Raw genomic sequence first — 24789 nt, 5'->3', positions numbered from 1 at the left:
CCGTGATGCAGCGGTTTGTGGGCGCGTGTCCTAATTGCGGTTAGGGCACACGAATCCTAGCGCGGTCGGAAAGTAACCGAACGTATCGATCCGGCATTCCATCTCCTGCTCCCTTGAATTCCCATCCGGCAAACCGAATCAGGAACCGCCCCCCGGCGGCAGAGACTTCTCACGTTAGTTCAGTGGCATCGATGCCACCAGACGAGAGAATCGGAGCCGTCAGGAATTCGTCATTGCAAAGGGGGGAGTACCCACACCGGCCACCGCGTGGGTGCCCCACGGTGTCTGTTCGACGATGCGGGCCGCCGCGCTGCGTTCGCCGACCGTCAGCGTCGCCGTACGGATCTGCTTGAACGCTTCGTCCGGCAGGGGCTGGGCCGGGGAGCCGAAGAGCGTTCCCTGCCAGTGGTAACGGCCGTCGATCGGATCGAGGCGCCCGGCCAGCCGCACCCGTACCGGAAGGGACGTGCCGGCGATGGTCAGCGTCGCGCCGCCGTCGTATATCGCATCGTCGGCCGCACCGGATGACAAATCGAACGCGGAGGTCACCCGAAATGGCGGGGTGGGCTGGAAATGTGCGCGTTCGTTGAAGACTTGCTGACTACTGCGCAATACCTCGATACGGGGGCTCTCGCTGCGTTTGCACAACGCGAGGCACTCGACGACATAGCGCGTTTGCGCGACGACATCGGGCCCGGTGATCGTGAAGTAGTTAGGGAAACCGTGTATCGCTACGCCCAGAAAGGGCTCGGTGCCGTCGGCCCAGTTGTGCTCGAGCGATAATCCGCCGCTACCGATCAGCGCGGGCGCCTGATCGCTGATGGTGAACCCGGTGCCGTAGATGATCGCGTCGGCGCGGTGGTCGACACCATCGCTGGTGCGAATGCCCGACGCGGTGATCGCGGCGATGGGCGACGCCACGCGTGTGGGTCGAGATTGGCTGCGGCCCAAGGATGCCAGGGCTTTGCGGCGCAGCCACCGCCTGACACGGGTTGGCGGCAAGGGCATTTCGGCGACGATCCGGCGCGGCGGGTGCGCGAAGACGGTGACCGAGGCCGCCGCCGCGGTCAGCCGCGGCAGGTGGTGGCCGGCGGTGGAGTCGGTGCCGACGACCGCGATGTGCTTGCCGGTCGGATCGAAATCGGCGTCCCACTGCGCCGCGTGAAACGAGATACCGCGAAAGTCATTGCGCCCGGCCAGCTCTGGCGTCCATGCGACGAACATCGATCGATCGACCGCGACGACCGCCCGGGCGTGCAGCGTCTCGCCCGCGGCGGTGCGCAACTCCCAGGCGTGGGTGCCGTCGTCGAATCGCGAGCTGACCACCGGGGATTCATCGAGGACGACGACGTCGGTGAGGCCCACCGCGAGCAGTTCGGTCGCGACACCGTGGCTGGGCGCTCCCGCGCCGATAACGATGACCTGCGTCGGGCTCACAGAAAGCCGGTGCGCTTCCAAGCGCGACGCGCGATCGGGCCCAGCAGGCCGATCTCGGTCAAAAACGCTGCGAGCGGGGCGAATCCGGCTGCCTGGACGTCGTTGCGGTGCGGGCTGCTGCGCGCGATGGCCCGCGCCCGTGCGGGATCCAGCCCGGTCCGCGCGTAAGGGATCGGATTGCTGAACAGAAAACGGAAGAAATCCCCGCCGAGCCCGTTGATGTTGGCCATGAAGAATTTGTTGAATCGCGGCATGGTCTGTGCGCGCTTGCGGGCGCCGTCGCGGGCGAACTGGATATGGCGGGCCTCTTCGGTGACGTGAATACGCATGAGCCGCTGAATGATTGGCTGCAATTCCGGATCGTCCATCATCTGGCGTTGCAGTGAATCGAAGATCTCTTCACCGATCAGGGCGGCTATCCACAGCATCGAGCCACGCTGGAAAAACAGTGGCAGCGTGTTGATGATCATCCGGTGCAGCCGCCGGGGGCGTACCGGCTTGGCGCCGATGCGCTCGATGGCTTTGCCGAACATCACCATGTGCCGGGTTTCGTCGCCCAGCTCGGTCAGCTTGTAGTGCGTGGACCGGCTTGTCGGGTCCTCGTGCAGGATCGTGCGCAGCAGTGACTGGTTGAGCATGTTCTCGAACCAGATTCCGGCCGACAGCGTATTGACCAGTTCCTGGCGGGACAGCTCGATTTGTTGCTCACGGCTCATCTCGTCCCACATCGGCGTGTGGTACAGCGAGACCAGCCGGGGCGGCAGATAGAACTTGTCCGGGTCCAGCGGGGCATCCCAGTCGATGTCGACGATCGGCTCGTAGGACTTCTTGACGGAGCCTTTCAGTAACCGCTCCGAGAACTCTTCACGACTCGGCCCGCCCGGCCTCACCGCAGCGGTCACAGCGCCGCTCCTCCTCATCGCTTCGCCCTGCATCGTCTCGGCGCGGGTCATCGCTGGCGTCCCTTCATCGGGTGCTTCAGACGGTACCCATGGTACTGGGTACTTGCGACCCCGACTAGGTGTTCGAGGTTGCGATTCGGCAATGTGGCGGGGAACGAGGCATGAGGAGGTAGCGGGTGAGTCGGCATATCCACGTGATCGGCATTGGCGCCGGCGACCCCGACTACGTGACCATGCAGGCGATCGAGGCGCTCAACGACACCCAGGTGTTCTTCGCGGCGGACAAGGGCCAGGCGAAAAGTGATCTGGTCGCGCTGCGACGGGAGATCTGCGCGCGGTTCATCCGCGAACCCGGCTATCGCTTCGTGGAATTGCCCGATCCGAAGCGGTCCAGCCCGGGCGACGAGCAGGGCCAGTACCGGGACGCGGTCGCCGATTGGCACGCGGCACGTACCCGGATCTGGGCGCAGGCCATCGCCACCGAGCTGGGCCCAGACGGCGTCGGGGCGTTCCTGGCCTGGGGGGATCCGTCGCTGTACGACAGCACGCTGCGGATTCTGGACGCGGTCGTGGCCGAGATCGACTTCACCTTCGACGTCATCCCGGGCATCACCGCCGTCCAGGCGCTGACCGCCCGGCACCGCATCCCGCTCAACGACGTCGGCGAACCCGTGCTGATCACCACCGGCCGCCAGCTACGCACCCACGGGATGACGGGCTCGACGGTGGTGATGCTCGACGCGGACTGCTCGTTTGCGGCCTGCCCCGCCGACACCCGGATCTGGTGGGGCGCCTACCTGGGTACCGACGACGAGGTGCTGGTCGCGGGCACCGTCGGCGAGGTGGGGTCGCGCATCGTGGCGCTGCGTTCGCAGGCCCGCGAACGGCACGGCTGGATCATGGATACCTACTTATTACGGCCATCCTGAGTTCGATGGACACGTCACAGCTGCGGTCGGCAAACTGAATAGATGCCCGAACTGCCCGAGATCGAAGCGCTCGTCGACCATCTGCGGCGCCATGCCGTCGGCTCGACGATCGGCCGCGTCGATGTCGGGGCATTGTCGGTCCTGAAAACCTTCGATCCGCCGATCAGCGCGCTGCACGGCCTCACCGTCACCGGGGCCAACCGGTGGGGGAAGTATCTGGGGCTGCAGGCCGGCCATCTGTTGTTGATCGCCCACCTTTCCCGCGCGGGCTGGTTGCGCTGGTCGGACAAGTTGGCCGCGGCCCCGCTGCGGCCCGGTAAAGGACCCATCGCGCTGCGCGTGCACCTGGGCACGCCGGGCGAGGCGCCGGGCTTCGACCTCACCGAGGCCGGCACCCAGAAGCGGCTGGCCGTGTGGCTTGTCGACGACCCGGAGGTGGTGCCGGGCATCGCCGCGCTGGGCCCGGACGCCCTGGATCTGGGCGTCGACGACCTGGCCGTGGTGCTGGCCGGCAATACCGGGCGGATCAAGACCGTCATCACCGACCAGAAGGTGATCGCCGGAATCGGCAACGCCTACAGCGACGAAATCCTGCATGTCGCCAAGATGTCGCCGTTCGCCACGGCCGGAAAGCTGACGCGCGAACAGCTCGTCACCCTGCACGACGCGATGATCTCGGTGCTGACCGACGCGGTGAACCGCTCCGTCGGCCAAGGCGCGGCGATGCTCAAAGGGGAGAAGCGCTCCGGGCTGCGGGTGCACGCCCGCACCGGGCTGCCCTGCCCGGTGTGTGGCGACACCGTGCGGGAAGTGTCGTTCGCGGACAAGTCTTTCCAGTACTGCCCGACGTGTCAGACCGGCGGCAAGGTGCTGGCCGATCGGCGGATGTCACGGCTGCTCAAGTAGCCGATCGTGGCGAACTTGACACCTGTCGATATGCTGCCCGGGTGACACGCCAGAAGATCCTCATCACCGGGGCCAGTTCCGGCCTGGGCGCCGGCATGGCGCGTGCTTTCGCCGCCAAAGGGCGCGATCTGGCGCTGTGCGCCCGTCGCACCGACCGGCTCGATGAGCTGAAAGCCGAGCTCTCGCAGCAGTATCCGTCGATCAAGGTCGCGGTGGCCGCGCTGGACGTCCGGGAGCACGAGCAGGTGCCGAAGGTGTTCGCGGAGCTCAGCGACGAGTTGGGCGGCATCGATCGCATCATCGTCAACGCCGGGATCGGCAGCGGGGCGCCGCTGGGAAGCGGCAAGCTGTGGGCGAACAAGAAGACCATCGAGACCAACCTGCTGGCCGCGCTCGTGCAGATCGAAACCGCTCTCGAGATGTTCAACAAGAGCGGCTCGGGCCACCTGGTGCTGATCTCGTCGGTCCTCGGCAACAAGGGCGTCCCCGGCGTCAAAGCCGCCTACTGCGCAAGCAAAGCCGGACTGACGTCGCTGGGCGAGTCGCTGCGCGCCGAGTACGCCAAGGGCCCCATCAAGATTTCGTCGATCGAGCCCGGTTACATCGAGTCGGAGATGACCGCGAAATCGGCGAGCACAATGTTGATGGTGGACAACGAAACTGGCGTTCGGGCACTGGTGGCCGCGATCGAGCGCGAGCCCGGCCGCGCCGTGGTGCCGCGCTGGCCCTGGGCGCCGCTGGTGCAGCTGTTGCGGGTGCTGCCGCCGCCGCTGACCAAACCCTTCGCCTGATTCAGTGCGGTACGGGTGTGTAATGTGTTGCGTCGCTGGTGAATTCGGGCTTACCGTAGGTCTTTAGCCGCAGCTTGAGCAGCCCGATCACGTAGGCGTCCGTGATGTCCCGAAGCACGGGGATGCGACTGGCGTGGCTGACCGCGGTGAACCGTCCGAGGATGAACGGCGCGGTCAGCGCGATGCGCAGCAGATCCGTCGGGTCGAGGCAGACGCCCATGGCCTCAGCGACGTCGCGATTGCCGCCGCAGAACGTGCGCACGAAAGTGAACTTGCTGAAACTCTTTTCGACCGCGTCGGCGCAGCGGTCGAACAGCGTGGTGTCGGGGCGCAGATACGCGGCCATGGTGCCGCGCACCAGCTCCTGGCAGATCTTGTCGAATCCGTGCCGCAGCAATGCCGAGCGCGCATGCATGACGTGGATGATGTCGGCGGGTTCGGCCGGCAGCAGTTCTTCCGGCAGGCCGAGCAGAAAGCAGCGATACCGGGCGAATTCGACGACGGCACGTTCTTCGGCGGTGAATTCGGTGCGGCCTTGCTGTCTTGCCTTGCGCGCCAACAGATACTGGCCGATCATCCCGGCCGGCATCTGGTCGACCTGCGGCACCGGCATACCGTAGATGGCGACGTCCCACTTGTCGGATTTCTTCAGCGCGTTGTAGCGGACCATCGAGTGCATCAGCCGGACCATCGCCGCGGCTTCGAATCCGGGGCCGTAGCGGTCCAGTGCACCGGGCAGGGTGGTGACGGCGAAGAAGCTGGCCGTCTCGTTGACCCGTCGGGCGGCCCGCTTGCCCGAGAGGGCTCCGGTCAGAGCCATCGGCAGCGCGGCGTAGGTGTTGGTGAACGTCGCGACGAAGGCACCGCGGGTGATGAATGGGGCCAGCAGCGCCGCCGGAATGCGTTCTTGCCGAGCACCTTCGCGCACCAGGTCGAAGTCGATCCACCGCGGGGTCGCCTCCATCGCGGCGATGAACGACACCAGCTCGGGGGGTGCGTCGGGCACCGCGTCGAGCCCGTGGCGGCAGGCCGTCTTGAGCATGTCGATCAGGTGCGTGACGCTGTGCGTGTTCATCAGCGCCGCATAGGGATCGGCGACCACATCGCCGAGTAAGGTCGCCGTGCTCATCAACTCGACGACGCGGTCGTCCTGCAGGATCGGCTCCCGGTCGGCGACCCACGCGGGCAGAGCCGTGTCGACGTCGGGCTCGGTGGCCAGGCGATCGGGCCGCTGGTCGAAGTCGAAGTTGCCGTAGAGCTCGGGCTGCAGATCGCGCTGGCTACGGACCCTCTCCGCGAGTTCGGGGTAGTACGTGACCATCACAACCTCCGCTAACTAACAGTTAGTGAGTAATACTCACAATTTGTTAGTTATGCTGTCAAGCGTGACTGTGGTCAGCCCCAAGCGGCGCATGACCGCCGAGGAGCGCCGCGAGCAGATCCTCGACGTCGCGCATGCGATCGTCGACGCCGAAGGCTTCCACGCGGCGACGCCACAACGCATCGCGGCCCAAGCCGGTATCGACCGGTCGTTGATCTATCAGAAGTTCGGCGACTTGGCCGGGCTGTTCGTCGAGCTGATCGACCGCGAGGCGGCGCGGGCCGGCGCCCAGTTCGCCGAGGCGATCTCTGGACTGGAAACCGTCGCCGAAGATCAGTCGCTCGTGCTTGCGTTCGACGGGGTGCTGGCCGCCGTCGACGCCCACCCGGCGACGTGGCGGCTGTTTATGTTCCCGCCGCAGGGCGCGCCGCCGCAGTTGTATGCCCGCCTGGCCCAGTCCGAAGCCGTCGTGCTCGAGTTCTTCGTCCGCGAACTGCTGCGCATCAACCCGCAGGTGCACGATCCCGAATACACGGCCCGGATCCTGCACGCCTCCGGTCGCGAACTGCTGCGACTACACCTGTCTGACCCGCAGACCGCGACCGTGGAACGGCTTCGCACCTTTGTGCGGCGACTCGGGTCCGACGTGATGAGCCCGACTGCCGCAGACGCCTAGCTGACTCGTCCGCGTTCGGTCCGGTAACGACGAACCAGGGCGTCGGTCGAGCTGTCCGACTGTGGCGCCGGGGAGGTGTCGCTGGTAAGCACCGGAAGCAGCGCCTTGGCCTGTGTCTTGCCCAGCTCGACACCCCACTGATCGAACGAGTCGATGCCCCACACCACGCCCTCGGTGAACACCTGATGCTCGTACAGTGCGATCAGCTGTCCCACCACCGACGGCGTAAGCCGTTCGGCCAGAATCGAAGTCGACGGCCGGTTGCCGGGCATGACCTTGTGCGGCACCACGTCGGCGGGCGTGCCCTCGGCGGCGATCTCCTGCGCGGTCTTGCCGAATGCCAGCACCTGGGTCTGCGCGAAGAAGTTGCTCATCAACAGGTCGTGCATGCTGCCGGTGCCTTCGATGGTGGGCAGGTCGTCGGTGGGTTGGCTGAAGCCGATGAAGTCGGCCGGTATCAACCGGGTGCCCTGGTGCAGCAATTGGTAGAAGGCGTGCTGACCGTTGGTTCCTGGTTCGCCCCAATAGATTTCACCGGTATCGGTGGTAACCGGTGTGCCATCCGCACGCACCGACTTGCCGTTGGATTCCATGGTCAGCTGTTGCAGGTAGGCGGCGAAGCGGGCCAGGTCGTTGGAGTAGGGCAGCACGGCGCGGGACTGGGCGTTGAAGTAGGTCGAGTACCACAGCCCGATCAGGCCCAGCAGGGCGGGCGCATTGGACTCCAGCGGCGCGGTTCTGAAGTGCTCGTCGACGATGTGGAATCCGGACAGGAAATCGGCGAAGGCCTCCCGGCCGATCGCGGCCATCACCGACAGGCCGATCGCCGAATCGACCGAGTAACGTCCGCCGACCCAGTCCCAGAACCCGAACATGTTGTCGGTGTTGATACCGAACTCGTCGACCAGGCGCTTGTTCGTCGAGACCGCGACGAAATGCTTCGACACCGCGGCGTCGCCGAGCGCGTCGGTCAGCCAGCGGCGCGCGGCCGTCGCATTGGTGAGCGTTTCCAGGGTCGAGAACGTCTTGGACGCGACGATGAAAAGGGTTGTCGCGGGGTCTAAATCGGCAAGCTTTGCAACCAGGTCCGCGGGGTCGACGTTGGAGACAAAACGTGCCGAAATTCCGGCGTCCACGTAATGGCGCAATGCCTGATACACCATCACCGGACCCAGATCCGAACCCCCGATGCCGATGTTGACTACGGTGCGAATTCGCTCGCCGGTGGCGCCGGTCCATTCGCCGCTGCGCAGCCGATCGGTGAAATCGCCCATCGCATCCAGCACGCTGTGGACGTCCTCGACGACATTTTGGCCGTCGACCACCAACTCGCTATCCCGGGGCAGCCGCAGCGCGGTGTGCAGAACCGCGCGATCCTCCGAGGTGTTGATGTGCACGCCGGAGAACATTTGATCGCGGCGCTCTTCGAGGTTGGCTGCGCGCGCCAGTTCGACCAGCAGCCGCAGCGTCTCACGGCTGACGCGGTGCTTGCTGTAGTCGATGTAGAGGTCGCCGACCGTCACCGCCAGATCGCGACCGCGATCGGGGTCGTCGTCGAAGAGTTGGCGCAGGTGGGTTTCGCCGATTTGCTCGTGATGCCTACGCAGGGCGTCCCACGCCGGAGTGGCGGTGATGTCGGGGATGGTGAGCACGGAGGTCATGGTTCGACCCTAGTGCCGAGTCACCGGCCACAGCCACCGCTGGCGGGCAGCACGATTCGCCGCGGGAATAGCAGAAATTCGCGGTAAAAAATCCTCGGTGTCGGGGATTGTCAGTGGCCGAGCCGGCCCCGGCCCAGGCGCAGCAGCAGCATCGCCAAGTCCTTGCCCTCCGGGCCGAGCTCGCTGTAACGCTGGATGACCTTCATCTCCCGGCTGTGAACCAGGCGCGTCCCCCCGGACGCCATCCGGGCACGGCCGATCTCCCGCGAAACTTCGGCACGCCTTCTGACGGCCGCAAGAATCTCGGCATCCAGCCGGTCGATCTCAAGGCGCAACTCTTCAATGTTCGCCAACTGTTCAATGTCGATCATCTCGACGCTCATCCCTGCTACCCCCGTGTTGTTTTGTGTTGTTCTTTTCGTCTTGTTCGCTATTCGGCTTGAAAACGTTTCTCGCTCTGGAAAAAGTTCGAGCCCTGAATCCGGAAGGCGGACCACAGGGCTCTAGCAATCACAGCTAGACCATGGGCACCGCGGGCCGGTACCCACAGAAAAATCGGCGACGCCACTCGAGGATCGAGAGGCGGCGATGGAGCTGCGTATTGTCCATGTAACGAGTGTGCCACACCCACGGACACGCGGGAGCAAAACGAAAAGTTGATCCCGTTCGACCCCGCAATGCGGCCGTGGCCTGGGCACTTGCCGTCGGTGGTCGGCGGTAAATTGAGGCGGACATGACTGTGCACGCAACCGATGCCAAGCTCGCCGCCGAGATAGACCAGCTGCTCGACGGACTCAATCCGCAACAACGCCAGGCCGTCGTCCACGAGGGCTCGCCACTGCTGATCGTGGCCGGCGCGGGCTCCGGGAAGACCGCGGTGCTGACGCGCCGCGTGGCCTATCTGGTCGCCGCACGCGGCGTCGGGGTCGGGCAGATTCTCGCGATCACCTTCACCAACAAAGCCGCCGCTGAGATGCGCGAACGGGTGGTGCGGCTGGTCGGCAACCGCGCTCGCGCGATGTGGGTGTCCACCTTTCATTCGACGTGCGTTCGCATCCTGCGCAACCAGGCCTCCCTGATCAAGGGTCTCAATTCGAACTTCTCCATCTACGACGCCGACGACTCGCGGCGCCTGCTGCAGATGATCGGGCGCGACATGGGTCTGGACATCAAGCGGTACTCGCCGCGACTGCTCGCCGTCGGGATCTCCAACCTGAAGAACGAACTGATCGATCCGGACCAGGCTGTGGCCAAACTCACGGACGAATCCGATGACTTGGCTCACACCGTCGCCTCGGTTTACAGCGAATACCAACGCCGGCTGCGCGCGGCCAACGCGCTGGACTTCGACGATTTGATCGGCGAGACCGTCGCGGTGCTGCAGACCTTCCCGCAGATCGCTCAGTACTACCGCCGCCGGTTCCGCCACGTTTTGGTCGACGAATACCAGGACACCAACCACGCCCAATATGTGCTGGTGCGGGAATTGGTCGGGCGCTGGGACGCCAATTCGTCCGACGACGACGTGCCGCCCGCGGAATTATGTGTGGTCGGCGACGCGGATCAGTCGATCTACGCGTTCCGGGGCGCCACCATTCGCAATATCGAGGAGTTTGAACGCGACTACCCCGACGCCACCACCATTCTGCTGGAGCAGAATTACCGCTCGACGCAGAACATACTTTCGGCGGCCAATTCGGTGATCGCGCGCAACTCCGGGCGCCGGGAGAAGCGGCTGTGGACCGACGCCGGTGAAGGGGAGTTGATCGTCGGCTATGTCGCCGACAATGAGCACGACGAGGCCCGGTTCGTCGCGCAAGAAATTGACGCGCTCGCCGAGCAGGGCGAAATTACCTATAACGATGTGGCCGTCTTCTACCGCACCAACAATTCGTCGCGGTCGCTCGAGGAGGTGTTCATCCGCGCCGGCATCCCGTACAAGGTTGTCGGGGGGGTGCGCTTCTACGAGCGCAAGGAAATCCGCGACATCGTCGCCTACCTGCGGGTGCTGGACAACCCCGGCGATGCGGTCAGCATGCGGCGCATCCTCAACACCCCGCGCCGGGGTATCGGCGACCGCGCCGAGGCGTGCGTGGCGGTCTACGCCGAGAACACCGGCGCCAGCTTCGCCGACGCGTTGGTCGCGGCCGCCGAGGGTAAAGTTCCGATGCTCAATTCCCGTGCGGAGAAGGCGATTTCGGGATTCGTCGAGCTGCTCGACGAGTTGCGGGGCCACCTCGATGACGACCTCGGCGATCTGGTCGAGGCGGTGCTGGAACGGACCGGATACCGTCGGGAGCTGGAGTCCTCGACCGATCCGCAGGAGTTGGCCCGGCTGGACAACCTCAATGAACTCGTCAGCGTCGCACACGAATTCAGCATTGACGAGGCCTTAGAAACCGGGGGAGCCGCCGCGCTCGATGAGGCGCCGGAGGACGAAGACGTGCCCGAGACCGGTGTGCTGGCGCAATTCCTGGAACGGGTGTCACTTGTCGCCGATACCGACGAGATTCCCGAGCATGCGGCCGGCGTGGTGACGCTGATGACGTTGCACACCGCGAAGGGTCTGGAGTTCCCGGTGGTGTTCGTCACCGGCTGGGAGGACGGGATGTTCCCGCACATGCGGGCGCTCGACGACCCGACCGAGCTGTCCGAGGAGCGGCGGCTGGCCTACGTGGGCATCACCCGCGCCCGGCAACGGCTGTATCTGAGCCGGGCGATTGTGCGTTCCTCTTGGGGGCAGCCGATGCTGAACCCCGAATCGCGTTTCCTGCAAGAGATTCCGCAAGAACTGATGGAGTGGCGGCGCACCGCGCCGGCCCCGTCGTACAGCGCGCCGGTGAGCGGTGCCGGACGGTTCGGAACGCCGCGCGCGGCGCCCACCCGCTCCGGGGCAGGCAAGCGCCCGCTACTGGTGCTGGAGCCCGGCGATCGCGTGACCCACGACAAGTACGGGCTGGGTCGCGTCGAAGAAGTGTCCGGAGTCGGTGAATCGGCAATGTCGCTGATCGACTTCGGCAGCTCCGGGCGGGTCAAGCTGATGCACAATCACGCGCCGGTCAGCAAGCTCTGAACCATTGCGCCGAGCGTGCGGCCACAGCGAAAAGATGGCCGGCGGTTTCGCCATCGAAGCACGTTCGGTGAGACGGGCTTACCTCTGCAGCCAGCGGGTGGTCTGCGGGTGCATCGCCAACAGAACACTGGCGATCGGCAGCACCGGGAAGGCGTGCACGATCCAGGCGACGCGGGCCCCCGCGATGAAAACACCGCCGTAGGTCAGCACCGCGACCACCGCTCCGGTGATGATCAGGTAGCGGCCCAGCGCGCGACGTTGCAGCAGCATGATCACGCCGGTGATGGTGGCGGTCGCGAACACCAGCGCCAGGAACGCGATCGCGATGCAGAACAGGCGATCGGTCCGCCACCAGCCGGCGATCAGATCCGTGGCGACCACCGACGTGGCCCAGCCGCTGACGATGCTGACCGCGGCGGCCGCGGTGACCGTCCGGGGAGCCGGTTCATCGATCGGCCGGTCGGCCAGGCTGCTGCGCGCGGCCGCGCGCGTGGCTCCCTGATCGAGTGCGGCCGGGCCTGGCAGGTGCGTGGTGGGGTTGTCCGGGATCGAGGGCATCGGCCCGCTCGGGGCACGTCGAATGATCCGTGTTCGTGATTCGGCGGGCGGCTCAGTTGGTCCGGGGTCGTTCGGCGCGGTCACCTCAACCAGCGTAATTGCCGACGAAAATTCCTCGCTTGGCCAGCCATGGGACCGGGTCGATGCGTTCGGTGCCACCTTGGAGCACCTCGAAGTGCAAGTGTGGGCCGGTGGAATTACCCCGGTTGCCCATCGTGGCGATCTGGTCGCCGGCCATCACGCGCTGGCCCACACTGACCAGGGCGGTGTTGATGTGGCCGTACAGCGTGACGGTGCCGTCGGCGTGGAGCAGCTTGACCCACATGCCGTAGCCGGCGGTCGGGCCGGCGTCGATCACGACACCGTCGGACACCGCCACGATCGGCGTTCCGATCGAGTTGGCGAGGTCGATGCCGGCATGCAGCACGCCCCAGCGATAGCCGAAGTTCGACGTGAAGATCCCGTGGGTGGGCATCACGTACAGCGGTTGCTGCAGTCGCGCCTCGCGCTGGGCGCGGTCGTTGGCGAAAGCGACGCCCTTGGCGAGCTCCTGGTTGTGCAGGGCGTTGGCCGCCGGCTGGACCGCGATCACCTGGGCGCCGCGGGTCGCGTTGCCGCTCGATCCGCCGGTCAGGGCCGAGGCGTTGGCGGTCAGCACCGTCTCGGCCTTGGTGGTCTCGGCTTGGCTGGTCGCGGTGTGGGCCGCGGCGGCCGCCGCGCCCGCGGCCATCGCCGAGATCAGAACCCGGCCCTTGGCCGCACTGGTCGGCTGCTTGCGGTGCTGGCCGCTGCGGCGCACACCGCTGACGTCGATGTCGTCCGAGCCCGGGTCTGCGCCGAGCTTGAGGGCGAGCTGGGCCAGGCCCTCGTTCACGGCAGTGGCGGCCACCGTGGCGGGAGCCGCCAGCCGCAGCGGGGTCAGGTCGTCGATCTCGGCGAGGTCGTCGAGCTCGGGAGCGAGCAGCACCTGCGCTTCGTAATCGAACGTCGAGTCATTGCTGAGGTCCAGCTCGTCGAGCTCAACGGAGTCCGCGAAGTCCAGGTCGTTGAAGTCGAAGCCGTCCAACGGCAGGATCTCGGTGACTTCGTTCTGGTGCGGTTGCGCCCACAGGTCGCGATGATGGCGACCGGCTCCTGACAACGCAGGAGTACGCGCGAGACGGTGTTGGGACAAGCTGAAATGTCCTCGTATCGTGACCATAACGTTATCTGGACTTTAGGACGTTAACCGTTTACCGATCCGGCTGGCAACCTCGGGGACGGATTGTGAACTGGATCACGTTTGAGCTCTCCGGGCGTGTCGTGACCTGTGCCACATGGGTGGATGCGGCGGTAGGGGCCGTTTTGCGGGTGGATACAGTTCCACCGTGCGAGTCGCCGATTCCGGCACCGCCCAGCTGTAGGCCTTGCAAATAACTCGAGCGAAGACAGTGAGTTCATGGACCTTTTCGAGTATCAAGCGAAAGAACTGTTCGTTAAGCACAACGTACCTACTACGCCCGGTCGTGTAACCGACACCGCCGAGGGTGCGAAGGAAATCGCGACCGAGGTCGGTGCCCCCGTGATGGTCAAGGCGCAGGTCAAGGTCGGCGGCCGCGGCAAGGCCGGTGGCGTGAAATTCGCCGCGACACCCGACGACGCGTACGAGCACGCCAAGAACATCCTCGGCCTGGACATCAAGGGTCACATCGTGAAGAAACTGCTGGTCGCCGAGGCCAGCGACATCGCCGAGGAGTACTACATCTCGTTCCTGCTCGACCGCGCCAACCGCACCTACCTCGCGATGTGCTCGGTCGAGGGCGGGATGGAGATCGAAGAAGTCGCCGCCACCAAGCCCGAGCGGCTGGCCAAGGTCCCGGTGGACGCCGTGACCGGTGTCGACCTGGCGACCGCCCGGTCCATCGCCGAGCAGGGCCACCTGCCGGCCGAGGTGCTCGACGCCGCCGCGAACACCATCTCCAAGCTGTGGGAGCTTTTCGTCGCCGAGGACGCCACGCTGGTCGAGGTCAACCCGCTGGTGCGCACGCCCGACAACCAAATCCTGGCTCTGGACGGCAAGGTCACCCTCGACGCCAACGCCGACTTCCGGCAGCCCGGCCACGCCGAGTTCGAGGACCGCGACGCGACCGACCCGCTGGAGCTCAAGGCCAAGGAGCACGACCTCAACTACGTGAAGCTCGATGGCGCCGTCGGCATCATCGGTAACGGCGCGGGTCTGGTGATGTCGACGCTCGACGTCGTCGCCTACGCCGGGGAGAAGCACGGTGGGGTCAAGCCGGCCAACTTCCTCGACATCGGCGGTGGCGCCTCGGCCGAAGTGATGGCCGCGGGTCTCGACGTCATCCTGAACGACAAGCAGGTCAAGAGCGTGTTCGTCAACGTGTTCGGCGGCATCACCTCCTGCGACGCCGTCGCCAACGGCATCGTGACCGCGCTGAACATGCTCGGCGACGAGGCCAACAAGCCGCTCGTGGTCCGGCTCGACGGCAACAACGTCGACGAAGGCCGCCAGATTCTGGCGAAAGCCAACCACCCGCTGGTGATCCAGGCCGAGACCATGGACGCCGGTGCCGACAAAGCCGCCGAGCTGGCGAATAAGTAAGGGAGCCAAGCAATGTCTATCTTCCTGAACAAGGACTCCAAAGTCATCGTCCAGGGCATCACCGGCGGGGAGGGCACCAAGCACACCGCCTTGATGCTGAAGGCCGGCACCGCGGTGGTCGGTGGCGTCAACGCCCGTAAGGCCGGCACCACCGTGTCGCACGTCGACGCGAAAGGCAAGGACGTCGAACTTCCGGTGTTCGGCAGCGTCGCCGAGGCGATGAAGGAGACCGGCGCCAACGTGTCGGTCGTGTTCGTTCCGCCGAAGTTCGCCAAGGACGCCATCATCGAAGCCATCGACGCCGAGATTCCGCTGCTGGTGGTCATCACTGAGGGAATTCCGGTGCAGGACAGCGCATATGCGTGGGCCTACAACGTCCACAAGGGGCGCAAGACGCGGATCATCGGCCCGAACTGCCCCGGCATCATCACTCCGGGTGAGGCGCTGGCCGGCATCACCCCGGCCAACATCAGCGGCCCCGGCCCGGTCGGGCTGGTGTCCAAGTCCGGCACGCTGACCTACCAGATGATGTACGAGCTGCGTGATTTCGGCTTCTCGACCTCGATCGGTATCGGTGGTGACCCGGTGATCGGCACCACCCACATCGACGCGATCGAGGCGTTCGAGAAGGACCCCGAGACCAAGATCATCGTGATGATCGGCGAGATCGGCGGTGACGCCGAGGAACGGGCCGCCGACTACATCAAGGCCAACGTGTCCAAGCCGGTCGTCGGCTACGTCGCGGGATTCACTGCGCCGGAAGGCAAGACGATGGGCCACGCGGGCGCGATCGTGTCCGGCTCGTCGGGCACCGCGGCCGCCAAGAAGGAGGCCCTGGAGGCCGCCGGGGTCAAGGTGGGCAAGACGCCGTCGGAGACCGCGGCACTCGCCCGGGAGATCCTGCAGAGCCTGTAGTTCTTTCGAGACCGCGGTCGGGTCGCGAATTCGCGATCTGGCCGCGGTTTCGTTTTGGTCCCAGGCATCGATTAGCCTGTCGAACTAACAGTTGCCAGGAGGTTTGTCATGCCGGTGGATCCGCGTACTCCGGTGCTCGTCGGCGTCGGGCAGTTCACCGAGCGCATCGACGACCCCGACTATCGGGGCATGTCGGCGGTCGAGCTCGCGACGGCGGCCGTGGCCGAAGCGCTTGCCGACACCGGCGCCAAAGGCGTTGCGCAGGCCGTCGACACGGTATTCGCGCTGCGGCAGTTCGAGATCTCGGGACCGATGCCGGCCACGCTCGGCAAGTCGAACAACTACCCGCGTTCGGTGATGAATCGTCTCGGTGGCGACCCGGCCCGAGTGGTCCTCGAACCCGTCGGAGGACAGGGTCCGCAGAAACTGGTCACCGAGGCGGGCAACACGATCGCCGCGGGCGACGCCGACGTCGTGCTGATCATGGGCTCGGAGCCGGGATCGACGGCTCGCTTTTGGCGCCAGGCCGCCGAGAGCGGAAAAGCCAAGCCCAACTTCACCGAACACATCGAGGGTCAGCTGGAGGATCGCGGCCACCAGATCTTCAGCTACATCGACGATTACACGATCCAGCACGGCTTGACCGGGGCGCCCGTACAGTACGGGCTGATGGAGAACGCTCGTCGCGCGCGCCTCGGCCACAGCGTGGCGCGCTATCGGCGCGAGATGGCCGAGTTGTTCGCCCCGATGTCGAAAGTGGCTGCCAAGAACCCGCTTTCGTCATCGCCGCTTGAGCGCTCCGTCGACGAGATCATCACCGTGAGCGACGACAACCGGATGATCTGTGACCCGTACCCGCGGTTGCTCGTCGCCCGCGATCAGGTCAACCAGGGTGCCGCGGCGGTGCTGATGTCCGTGGCGGCGGCGTCCCGACTCGGGGTCGCGCAGGACAAGTGGGTTTATCTGCACGGCCACTCGGACATGATCGAGCAGGCGATGCTCGATCGCGTCGACCTCGGCGCCAGCCCCGCGGCGGTTCATGCGGCCCGAGAAGCGTTGCGGGTGGCCGGAATTGGCGTCGACGATATCGCCACCTTCGATCTATACAGCTGCTTCCCGTTCCCGGTGTTCGTCATTTGCGAAGCCCTGGGCATCGAGGGCGACGACCCGCGCGGCCTGACCCTGACCGGTGGATTGCCGTACTTCGGCGGCCCCGGCAACAGCTACTCGCTGCACGGTATCGCCGAGACAGTCACGCAAATGCGAGACAGGCCAGGGCAATTCGGCCTGGTCGGCGCCAACGGAGGCATCATGAGCAAGTACTCGGTCGGCATCTACTCGACCAGACCGGTGGACTGGCGCACCGACAACTGCGCGGCGCTGGAAAAGGAGATCGATGCGCTGCCGAAGGTCGAGGTCACGAAAACGCCCGACGGCGCGGCGAGGATCGAGACGTACTCCGTGCGCTACGACTGGCCGATCCGCACCGGCATCATCGTCGGCAGGCTCGCGGCGGACAACAGCCGGTTCATGGCCACCACCGACGACGAGGATCTCGTCGCGTTGATGTGCAACGACGATCCGCTGGGTGCGGAGATCTCGGTGTGGACGACCGACAACGGCAACCGGGCTTCGCTGGGGTAGGTACGGCGCCCGAGTTAACCGGCAACTGGCGCCGCATCGGCGGCGAGGTCGGCGCCAGATACGCTGCGCGCCAAGTCCATGAGGCCATCCACACTGAGCTGCGGCTGGATGCCTGAGGTTCCCGCCAGGCCGGGTGCGCTCATGCCCGGCGGCGCGATTGCGCCGGGAGTCGCCGCTGCCGGCGCGACAGGGACAACAGACGAGCCGGTGGACGTGATGCTGAGATGACCCGCGGCGATCGCGGCTTGGATTCCGGCAGTGTCGGTGGCGCTAGCGGTCACGATGCCGCTGTGGATGCTGGTGACGGCTCCCCCGAGCTGAAGGTTCGCTCCACCAGAGACGGTGACCAAGCTATTGGCCAGGGCGAGCGAGCCGCCATGGACGGCGAGCACACTCTGGTTGACAGTCAGTGTCGCGCCGGAACCGACACTAAGGGAGCCGGTGTTGACGATAACGCTTCCGCTGAGGCCAGCGATGTTGAGGGCGCCTCCCGACGCTACGGTGAGAGATGCTCCCGCCTGCAGATGGAGGGTGCCGTTGACGATCAGGGTTCCGCCCTGTGCGATGGTCAAAACGTCGGTGGCGTCGAGGATCTGGATGATGCCGTTGCCGCTGAGGCTGCCCTCGATGGTGTACGTGAAGGGGCCGTTGGCATTGTTGATGATCGTGATGCCGCCGTAGGTGGCGATGTCCCCCGGGCCGACGGTGAAGCTCCCGGTGTTCTGGAGCTGCGCCAATTGGACCAGGGATTGGGTGCGGGCGGTGGTGGTCTTGGCGGTGGTTTGGGCCACCGAGCGGGCCTGGGCGTCCTGCCCGGCCGGGTTGGTGGTTTGCGGCGGCTCGGTGAACGGGGTCAGGGTGCTCGCGGGCGTCGACGCGCCGGCGTAGGCGTACATCGCGTCGGCGTCTTGGGCCCACATCTCCATGTACTCGGCTTCGGTGGCCATGATCGCTGCGGTGTTCTGCCCGAGGAAGTTGGTCGCCACCAGTGCCGTCAACTGCGCCCGGTTGGCTGCGATCAGCGGCGGGGGCACCGTCATGGCGTACGCCGTCTCGTAGGCGGCCGCCGCGGTGTAGGCCTGGTTCGCGGTTTGTAGTGCTTGGGCGGCGCTAGTGGTCAGCCATTCAAAGTAGGCGTTCGCTGCGGCCGTCATCAGCATCGATGAGGGGCCCGTCCATGCCTGGGCGGTCAGCCCGGACACCGCGGCGGAGTAGCCGTTGGCAGTGGATTCCAGCTCGGCGGCCAGCGCATCCCACTCCGCGGCAGCCGCCAACATCGGCCCTGACCCGGGGCCGGAATACAGCAACCCGGAGTTGACCTCCGGAGGCAACAACAACCAATCCATGGGCGCTCGATCTCGTCACAACATACGGCCTGCAAACGTGCCGGTAATTGTGCGCAGATTCGACGACGATTCGACCCGGGACTGACTACTGCAATTTATGTCCGGTTCGGAGACCGACTACTGCATGCACCGTACGGGTGTGCAGCTGACCGCCTCAGACCATCGACGAGAGCTTGCCCGCCAAACGTTCGACGTAGGCGGCGACCTCGTCCGCGGACTTGTCCGGCAGGCCGAACAGCACCTCGGTCACCCCGAGCTCCGACCAGTGCGCCAGTTTCTCGGGCACCGGCTTGAAGTCCAGCGCCACGATCTGGGGGGCGCCATCGCGCCCGGCGGCCGCCCAGGTGTCCTGCAACAGCTTCACCGGCTCGTCGATGTTGAAGTCGCGGGGTGTGGTGATCCAGCCGTCCGCGCTGCGCGCGATCCACTTGAAGTTCTTTTCATTGCCTGCGGCGCCCACCAGCACCGGAACGTGCGCCTGCACCGGCTTGGGCCAGGCCCAGCTAGGGCCGAACTTGACGAACTCGCCGTCGTAGGAGGCTTCCTCTTGTGTCCACAGCGCGCGCATCGCTTCGAGATACTCGCGCAGGCAGGTGCGCCGGCGTCCGGCCGGCACGCCGTGGTCGGCCAGTTCGTCGGTGTTCCAGCCGAATCCGACACCGAGGCTGACGCGGCCACCGGACAGGTGGTCCAGCGTGGCGATGCTTTTCGCCAGCGTGATCGGGTCATGCTCGACCGGCAGCGCCACCGCGGTGGACAGCCGCACGCGCGTCGTCACCGCGCACGCGGCGCCCAAGCTCACCCACGGGTCCAACGTGCGCATGTACCGGTCATCGGGCAGCGACTCGTCACCCGTGGTCGGGTGCGCGGCCTCCCGCTTGACCGGGATGTGGGTGTGTTCCGGCACGTAGAACGTCTTGAAGCCGTGGTCGTCGGCAAGTTTGGCGGCGGCCGCCGGAGAGATGCCACGGTCACTGGTGAAGAGCACTAGCCCGTAATCCATGCACAGAATTAGAACGTGTTCTACCTGTGCCGAGCAACCCGCCCCCCGCGGAGTCCCTCGCGGACGGGGTGCCGCGGCGATCCGCCCTGGTCGCACGCGGGGGCCGGTCGCTCCGGCATGCCCGCCCGAACGTGCGCTAGCGTGGTGGATCGATCGCGCGTAACGCAGGCGCGGGCACGTCTTGGCAGTCGAGTACGGCGGGCCTTGGAAGCACAGCGTCGCACCGCAAAGGTGGGGTGGCGCCTGTCGAGGTAAGGCACTGAAGCAACAGGAGGAGTCATGACCTACTCGCCCGGGAGTCCCGGTTATCCCCAAGCGCAGCCGGGTGGCTCCTACCCCGGTGCCACCCCTTCGTTCGCGAAGACCGACGACGGCGAGAGCAAGTTGCCGTTGTACGTCAACATCGCGGTGGTCGTGCTCGGCCTGGCGGTGTACCTGCTGAACTTCGGGCCGACCTTCGTGCTCAGCTCCGACCTGGGTCCGGCCGCCGGCGGACGCGCGGGCGACGCCGGCACCGCCGTGCTGGTCGCCGTCCTGGCCGCGCTGCTCGCCGGGTTGAGCCTGCTGCCCAAGGCCAAGAACTACTCGGGAGTCGTGGCCGCCGTCGCCGTCCTGGGTGCGCTGCTGGCGATCGCCGAGGTCATCAACACCCCGTCCGGGTTCGCCGTCGGCTGGGCGATGTGGCCGCTGGTTGCGGCCAGTGTGCTGCAGGCCGTCGCCGCGGTCGTCGCGCTGCTGCTGGACGCCGGCGTCATCACCGCGCCGCCGCCGCGGCCCAAGTACGACCCTTACGCTCAGCAGTACGGTCAATACGGTCAGTACGGTCAGTACGGCGGTCAACAGCACGGCGGCTACTACGGTCAGCAGACGCCGCAGCAGCACAACCCGCAGTCGGGATATGGATCGCAATACGGCGGCTACAACCCCTCGAGCCAGGCCCCGACCCAGGGTGCGATCCCGACCGGCGGCTTCGGCGCCCAGTCTCCGCAGTCCGGGCCGCAGCCAGCCGCGCAGCAGCAGGGCCCCTCGACACCGCCCACCGGCTTCCCGAGCTTCAGCCCGCCCCCCTCGGTCGCCGCTGAGCAGCCCGGGGACCAGTCGCCCTCTGGACCGGCCCCCTCCTAACCGCGAGTTCTCGCGCCTCGTAGGCCACGTGCGCCAAGAGTGAAAAGGGTGCCAGAGAGCGGGGACAACCGGGCAGCGGGCGCTCGCCAGGCGCGTGACCTCGTCCGGGTCGCGTTCGGCCCGGCGGTGCTGGCACTGGTCGTCATCGCCGCGGTCACGTTGCTGCAGCTGTTGATCGCCAACAGCGACATGACCGGCGCGCTCGGGGCGATCGCCAGCATCTGGCTGGGCGTGCACAAGGTGCCGATTTCGATCGGCGGCCGCGAGCTCGGTGTATTGCCGCTGCTGCCGATCCTGTTCATGGTGTGGGCGACCGCGCGTACCACCGCGCGGGCCACCAGCCGTTATTCCTCCTGGCTCGTGGTCCGTTGGGTCGTCGCGTCGGCGCTGGGTGGCCCGCTGCTGATCGCGGCGATCGCGCTGGCCGTCATCCACGACGCGTCCACGGTGCTCACCGAGTTGCAGACACCCAGCGCCCTGCGCGCATTCGCCAGCGTCGCGGTGGTGCACGCCATCGGCGCCGCGATCGGGGTGGGATCCCGGGTCGGCCGGCGGGCGCTGGCGGCGGCGTCGCTGCCCTTCTGGCTGGCCGATTCGGTGCGTGCCGCGGTCGCCGGCGTGCTGGCGCTGGTCGGACTCTCCGGCTTGGTGACGGCGGGATCGCTGGTTGTGCACTGGGCGACGATGCAGGATCTCTACGGGATCACCGATTCCATCTTCGGCGAGTTCAGCCTCACCGTGCTCTCGATTCTCTACGCGCCCAACGTCATCGTCGGAACCTCGGCGGTCGCGGTGGGGTCCAGCGCACATATCGGATTCGCGACGTTCAGTTCGTTCACCGTTTTCGGCGGTGACATTCCGGCGCTGCCCGTGTTGGCCGCCGCGCCCACGCCGCCGCTGGGGCCGGTGTGGGTGGCGCTGCTGATCGTCGGCGCGTCGTCCGGTGTGGCGGTCGGCCAGCAATGCGCCCGGCGTCCGCTCCCGCTGCTTGCAGCGCTGGCCAAGCTGTTGGTTGCCGCGGTGGTCGGAACGCTGGTGATGTCGCTGCTGGCATTCGGCAGCAGCGGCCGGCTGGGCAACTTCGGCGACGTCGGGGTGGACCAGGGCACCCTGTGGATCGGCACCTTCTTCTGGTTCGCGGTCATCGGCTGGGTCACGGTGGTGATGGCCGGCGGGGTCAGGCCGGTCCGGCTCGGCAGGCTCCGGCGGCCCAAACCGAAGCGTGCGCCCGTACCGCCGGCCGAAGAACCGAAGGATTTCGCGGACGTGTTTTCCGAGCCCGTCGAGCACGAAATGTTTCTCGAAGACGAGGAGGAGTTTGCGGAGCCTTCGTTGGACGAACCGCCGTTGGACGAACCGCTGCCCCGCGAGCCATTGCCCGGCGAGCCCGCGTTCGACGAGCCCGCGGCCGGGGTGCCCGAGCCCGACGAACCGGAGCGCAGCGCGACCGAGCGCGATCGTCCGGACTAGCCGGTTGCGGTGTTCGGCCGGTCGTATCGTCGGCCGGGCGCCGTCGTCGCGGCCTGATTGCCCGACTCCTCCCGCGTCGCGCGGCGACGCGCATCGTCGTCGGGCTGCGGCCTGATTGCCCGACTCCTCCCGCGTCGCGCGGCGACGCGCATCGTCGTCGGGCTAGGCTCGCGATGTGGTCGAACCGCTGCGCGTGCCCCCGAGTGCGCCGGCGCGACTGGTGGTGCTGGCGTCGGGCACCGGATCGCTATTGAATTCCCTGCTGGCCGCCGCCGTCGACGACTACCCGGCGCGGGTGGTCGCGGTCGGCGTGGATCGCGACTGCCGGGCCACCGAGATCGCCGCGGCCGCATCGGTGCCGACCTTCACCGTCCGCCTCGGCGACCACCCCGATCGGCAGGCCTGGGACGCCGCGATCACCGAGGCCACCGCCGCGCACTCGCCCGATCTGATCGTCTCGGCCGGTTTCATGAAAATCCTTGGACCGCAATTCCTTTCGCGATTCGTCGGCCGCACACTGAACACGCATCCGGCGCTGCTGCCGGCCTTCGCGGGAGCGCATGCCGTTCCCGAAGCGCTGGATTACGGTGTGAAGGTCACCGGCTGTACGGTGCACCTGGTAGATGCCGGCATGGACACCGGGCCGATATTGGCGCAGGAGCCGATTCCGGTGTTCGACGGCGACACCGAAGAAACGTTGCACGAACGCATCAAAGTCATCGAACGGCGATTGCTGGTGGACGTGGTGGCCGGGGTCGCGACCCGCGGCGTGACCTGGATCGGACGAAAGGCGACCTTGGGATGAGCACAGCATGAGCACCGACGAGTCAAGAAGGCCGATTCGCCGCGCGTTGATCAGCGTCTACGACAAGACCGGCCTGATCGAACTCGCTCAGGGGCTGAGCGAGGCCGGCGTCGAGATCGTCTCGACCGGGTCGACCGCGAAAACCATTGCAGACAAGGGGATCCGGGTTACACCCGTGGAGGAGCTGACCGGCTTCCCCGAGGTGCTCGACGGACGGGTCAAGACCCTGCACCCGCGCGTGCACGCCGGGCTGCTGGCCGATCTGCGCAAGCCCGAGCACGCCGCGGCGCTCGAGGAGCTCGGGATCGCCGCCTTCGAGCTCGTCGTCGTCAACCTCTATCCGTTCAGCCAGACCGTCGACTCCGGCGCGGGCCTGGACGAATGTGTCGAGCAGATCGACATCGGCGGGCCGTCGATGGTCCGGGCGGCCGCGAAGAACCACCCGAGTGTGGCGGTCGTGGTGGACCCGCTCGGCTACGACGGGGTGCTCGCGGCGACGCGCAACGGCGGATTCACTCTCGGCGAGCGCAAGAAGCTGGCGTCGCTGGCCTTCGCGCACACCGCCGAGTACGACATCGCCGTGGCGAGCTGGATGGAGTCGACGCTGGCGCCCGAGCATCCGGAGACCACCTTCCCGCGGTGGTTCGGCCACAGCTGGCGCCGCTCGGCGATGCTGCGCTATGGCGAGAACCCGCACCAGCAGGCCGCCCTGTACCTCGACCCTGCGGCGTGGCCGGGGCTGGCGCAGGCCGAGCAGCTGCACGGAAAAGAGATGTCCTACAACAACTTCACCGATGCGGACGCGGCCTGGCGGGCAGCCTTCGATCACGAAGACACCTGTGTGGCAATCATCAAGCACGCCAACCCGTGTGGGATCGCCATCTCGTCGGTGTCGGTCGCCGACGCTCATCGCAAGGCCCACGAGTGCGATCCGCTGAGCGCCTTCGGCGGCGTCATCGCCACGAATACTGAAGTGAGCGTTGAGATGGCGGAATACGTCAGCACTATTTTCACCGAGGTGATCGTCGCCCCGGCGTACGCGCCGGATGCCCTCGATGTGCTGACGCGCAAGAAGAACATCCGGGTGCTGGTGGCCTCCGAGCCGCTGGCCGGTGGCGCCGAGCTGAAACCGATCAGCGGGGGACTGCTGATGCAGCAGCGCGATCAGCTTGACGCGCACGGCGACAACCCGGCCAACTGGACGCTGGCGGCCGGATCACCGGCGGACCCGGCGACGTTGAGCGACCTGGTGTTTGCGTGGCGCACCTGCCGCGCGGTGAAGTCGAACGCGATAGTGATCGCTTCCGGCGGCGCCACCATCGGCGTCGGTATGGGTCAGGTCAACAGGGTCGACGCGGCTCGGCTGGCCGTGGAAAGAGGTGCTGACCGAGTCGGTGGTGCGGTCGCGGCCTCCGACGCGTTCTTCCCGTTTCCGGACGGGTTGGAAACGCTGGCGCGCGCCGGCGTCAAGGCCATCGTGCACCCCGGCGGCTCGGTGCGCGACGACGAAGTCACCGCGGCCGCCGCGCAAGCCGGTGTCACCTTGTACCTCACCGGCGCACGCCACTTCGCTCACTAGCGCGCACTAAAGCCGGTGCGCATGACGCACCTGTGTATCGCGACGT

20 protein-coding genes and 3 pseudogenes are annotated in these 24789 nt (G+C 66.5%); 14 read left to right on the top strand and 9 right to left on the bottom strand.

Translation table 11 applies throughout. The features are described from left to right. Positions 1-219: 219 nt before the first annotated feature. Entirely contained in the window at positions 220-1437 is a 1218-nt protein-coding gene (locus MAAFP003_RS22695; protein WP_243394175.1) for a DUF4873 domain-containing protein, read from the bottom strand. On the opposite strand from MAAFP003_RS22695, the pseudogene MAAFP003_RS30160 reads away from it, so the two are divergent. Continuing rightward, positions 1390-1494: pseudogene (locus MAAFP003_RS30160) on the top strand (hypothetical protein); the annotation flags it as partial. The gene MAAFP003_RS22695 and the pseudogene MAAFP003_RS30160 overlap by 48 nt on opposite strands. A 50-nt stretch (positions 1495-1544) precedes the next feature. Here MAAFP003_RS30160 and MAAFP003_RS22690 read toward each other — a convergent pair. After that, positions 1545-2357: pseudogene (locus tag MAAFP003_RS22690) on the bottom strand (AurF N-oxygenase family protein); the annotation flags it as partial. 158 nt (positions 2358-2515) lie between these two features. Here MAAFP003_RS22690 and cobF point away from each other — a divergent pair. The 4 genes and pseudogenes from cobF to MAAFP003_RS22675 all read left to right on the top strand — a co-directional run bounded on the left by cobF (position 2516) and on the right by MAAFP003_RS22675 (position 4965). Beyond that, on the top strand, positions 2516-3268 hold the full coding sequence (gene cobF / locus MAAFP003_RS22685) for a precorrin-6A synthase (deacetylating) (protein WP_096289935.1): 753 nt from the start codon (positions 2516-2518) through the stop codon (positions 3266-3268). Positions 3269-3310: 42 nt separating this feature from the next. Then, positions 3311-3553 (top strand): annotated as a pseudogene (locus MAAFP003_RS29730) (DNA-formamidopyrimidine glycosylase family protein); the annotation flags it as partial. Between the two features lie 150 nt (positions 3554-3703). Then, complete coding sequence (locus tag MAAFP003_RS29725) at positions 3704-4174, top strand: zinc finger domain-containing protein (protein WP_243394221.1); 471 nt, start codon at positions 3704-3706, stop codon at positions 4172-4174. 41 nt (positions 4175-4215) lie between these two features. Continuing rightward, positions 4216-4965 (top strand): SDR family oxidoreductase, encoded by a 750-nt coding sequence (locus MAAFP003_RS22675; RefSeq protein ID WP_096289933.1) that lies wholly within the window; start codon positions 4216-4218, stop codon positions 4963-4965. A 1-nt stretch (position 4966) separates the two neighbouring features. Here MAAFP003_RS22675 and MAAFP003_RS22670 read toward each other — a convergent pair whose 3' ends face one another. Continuing rightward, positions 4967-6286, bottom strand: a complete 1320-nt coding sequence (locus MAAFP003_RS22670) for an oxygenase MpaB family protein (protein ID WP_096289932.1) — start codon at positions 6284-6286, stop codon at positions 4967-4969. Between the two features lie 91 nt (positions 6287-6377). Between MAAFP003_RS22670 and MAAFP003_RS22665 the strand changes: the two genes are divergently transcribed. Then, on the top strand, positions 6378-6962 hold the full coding sequence (locus tag MAAFP003_RS22665; protein WP_165796503.1) for a TetR/AcrR family transcriptional regulator: 585 nt from the start codon (positions 6378-6380) through the stop codon (positions 6960-6962). On the opposite strand, the gene pgi is transcribed toward MAAFP003_RS22665, so the two are convergent. Together pgi and MAAFP003_RS22655 are read right to left on the bottom strand one after the other, a co-directional pair. After that, complete coding sequence (gene pgi / locus MAAFP003_RS22660; protein ID WP_096289930.1) at positions 6959-8623, bottom strand: glucose-6-phosphate isomerase; 1665 nt, start codon at positions 8621-8623, stop codon at positions 6959-6961. The genes MAAFP003_RS22665 and pgi overlap by 4 nt on opposite strands. Before the next feature lie 110 nt (positions 8624-8733). Continuing rightward, the gene (locus MAAFP003_RS22655) at positions 8734-9057 is read right to left on the bottom strand and encodes a chorismate mutase (protein ID WP_279304562.1); all 324 of its coding nucleotides are present in this window, start codon (positions 9055-9057) and stop codon (positions 8734-8736) included. A gap of 299 nt (positions 9058-9356) precedes the next feature. On the opposite strand from MAAFP003_RS22655, the gene pcrA reads away from it, so the two are divergent. Further along, the gene (gene pcrA, locus MAAFP003_RS22650; RefSeq protein ID WP_096289929.1) at positions 9357-11696 is read left to right on the top strand and encodes a DNA helicase PcrA; all 2340 of its coding nucleotides are present in this window, start codon (positions 9357-9359) and stop codon (positions 11694-11696) included. 78 nt (positions 11697-11774) lie between these two features. Here the strand turns inward: pcrA and MAAFP003_RS22645 are convergent, their stop codons facing one another. Beyond that, the gene (locus MAAFP003_RS22645; RefSeq protein WP_423790935.1) at positions 11775-12338 is read right to left on the bottom strand and encodes a hypothetical protein; all 564 of its coding nucleotides are present in this window, start codon (positions 12336-12338) and stop codon (positions 11775-11777) included. Between the two features lies 1 nt (position 12339). Further along, positions 12340-13428, bottom strand: a complete 1089-nt coding sequence (locus MAAFP003_RS22640; RefSeq protein ID WP_243394174.1) for a M23 family metallopeptidase — start codon at positions 13426-13428, stop codon at positions 12340-12342. Between the two features lie 264 nt (positions 13429-13692). On the opposite strand from MAAFP003_RS22640, the gene sucC reads away from it, so the two are divergent. From sucC to MAAFP003_RS22625, 3 genes are all read left to right on the top strand, one after another. After that, entirely contained in the window at positions 13693-14856 is a 1164-nt protein-coding gene (sucC, locus tag MAAFP003_RS22635) for an ADP-forming succinate--CoA ligase subunit beta (protein ID WP_096289927.1), read from the top strand. Positions 14857-14868: 12 nt separating this feature from the next. Beyond that, positions 14869-15771 carry a succinate--CoA ligase subunit alpha gene (gene sucD, locus MAAFP003_RS22630; protein WP_096289926.1) on the top strand — a complete coding sequence of 301 codons (903 nt, stop codon included), beginning with the start codon at positions 14869-14871 and terminating at the stop codon, positions 15769-15771. A gap of 108 nt (positions 15772-15879) precedes the next feature. Continuing rightward, positions 15880-17415 carry an acetyl-CoA acetyltransferase gene (locus MAAFP003_RS22625; RefSeq protein ID WP_096289925.1) on the top strand — a complete coding sequence of 512 codons (1536 nt, stop codon included), beginning with the start codon at positions 15880-15882 and terminating at the stop codon, positions 17413-17415. 14 nt (positions 17416-17429) lie between these two features. Here the strand turns inward: MAAFP003_RS22625 and MAAFP003_RS22620 are convergent, their stop codons facing one another. Both MAAFP003_RS22620 and MAAFP003_RS22615 read right to left on the bottom strand, forming a co-directional pair. After that, positions 17430-18761, bottom strand: coding sequence for a PPE family protein (locus MAAFP003_RS22620; RefSeq protein WP_096289924.1), 1332 nt, complete (start codon positions 18759-18761; stop codon positions 17430-17432). 154 nt (positions 18762-18915) lie between these two features. After that, positions 18916-19764 carry an LLM class F420-dependent oxidoreductase gene (locus MAAFP003_RS22615; protein ID WP_096289923.1) on the bottom strand — a complete coding sequence of 283 codons (849 nt, stop codon included), beginning with the start codon at positions 19762-19764 and terminating at the stop codon, positions 18916-18918. A 279-nt stretch (positions 19765-20043) separates the two neighbouring features. Here MAAFP003_RS22615 and MAAFP003_RS22610 point away from each other — a divergent pair, with 279 nt between their 5' ends. The 4 genes from MAAFP003_RS22610 to purH all read left to right on the top strand — a co-directional run bounded on the left by MAAFP003_RS22610 (position 20044) and on the right by purH (position 24743). Beyond that, complete coding sequence (locus MAAFP003_RS22610; RefSeq protein WP_096289922.1) at positions 20044-20889, top strand: DUF5336 domain-containing protein; 846 nt, start codon at positions 20044-20046, stop codon at positions 20887-20889. A 39-nt stretch (positions 20890-20928) separates the two neighbouring features. After that, a complete protein-coding gene (locus MAAFP003_RS22605) occupies positions 20929-22359 on the top strand; it encodes a cell division protein PerM (RefSeq protein ID WP_096289921.1) in 1431 nt (476 codons plus the stop codon). A gap of 175 nt (positions 22360-22534) precedes the next feature. After that, entirely contained in the window at positions 22535-23164 is a 630-nt protein-coding gene (gene purN, locus MAAFP003_RS22600; RefSeq protein WP_096289920.1) for a phosphoribosylglycinamide formyltransferase, read from the top strand. A 7-nt stretch (positions 23165-23171) separates the two neighbouring features. Next, positions 23172-24743: a bifunctional phosphoribosylaminoimidazolecarboxamide formyltransferase/IMP cyclohydrolase gene (purH, locus tag MAAFP003_RS22595; RefSeq protein ID WP_096289919.1), complete on the top strand. Its 1572-nt coding sequence runs from the start codon at positions 23172-23174 to the stop codon at positions 24741-24743. The last annotated feature ends 46 nt before the right edge of the window (positions 24744-24789 follow it).

The sequence above is a fragment of the Mycobacterium ahvazicum genome, assembly GCF_900176255.2.
GTDB classification, from domain to species: Bacteria; Actinomycetota; Actinomycetes; order Mycobacteriales; family Mycobacteriaceae; genus Mycobacterium; species Mycobacterium ahvazicum.
The sequence above is the reverse complement of the archived record's forward strand: the minus strand, read 5'-3'. Positions and strand labels throughout refer to the sequence as shown.

Bases quoted from the DNA above. Each gene is read 5' to 3' on its own strand.
- MAAFP003_RS22670 (WP_096289932.1), bottom strand. From the start codon at position 6,286: ATGGTCACGTACTACCCCGAACTCGCGGAGAGGGTCCGTAGCCAGCGC.
- MAAFP003_RS22665 (WP_165796503.1), top strand. From the start codon at position 6,378: ATGACCGCCGAGGAGCGCCGCGAGCAGATCCTCGACGTCGCGCATGCG.
- pgi (WP_096289930.1), bottom strand. From the start codon at position 8,623: ATGACCTCCGTGCTCACCATCCCCGACATCACCGCCACTCCGGCGTGG.
- pcrA (WP_096289929.1), top strand. From the start codon at position 9,357: ATGACTGTGCACGCAACCGATGCCAAGCTCGCCGCCGAGATAGACCAG.
- sucC (WP_096289927.1), top strand. From the start codon at position 13,693: ATGGACCTTTTCGAGTATCAAGCGAAAGAACTGTTCGTTAAGCACAAC.
- sucD (WP_096289926.1), top strand. From the start codon at position 14,869: ATGTCTATCTTCCTGAACAAGGACTCCAAAGTCATCGTCCAGGGCATC.
- MAAFP003_RS22625 (WP_096289925.1), top strand. From the start codon at position 15,880: ATGCCGGTGGATCCGCGTACTCCGGTGCTCGTCGGCGTCGGGCAGTTC.
- MAAFP003_RS22620 (WP_096289924.1), bottom strand. From the start codon at position 18,761: ATGGATTGGTTGTTGTTGCCTCCGGAGGTCAACTCCGGGTTGCTGTAT.
- MAAFP003_RS22615 (WP_096289923.1), bottom strand. From the start codon at position 19,764: ATGGATTACGGGCTAGTGCTCTTCACCAGTGACCGTGGCATCTCTCCG.
- MAAFP003_RS22610 (WP_096289922.1), top strand. From the start codon at position 20,044: ATGACCTACTCGCCCGGGAGTCCCGGTTATCCCCAAGCGCAGCCGGGT.
- purH (WP_096289919.1), top strand. From the start codon at position 23,172: ATGAGCACCGACGAGTCAAGAAGGCCGATTCGCCGCGCGTTGATCAGC.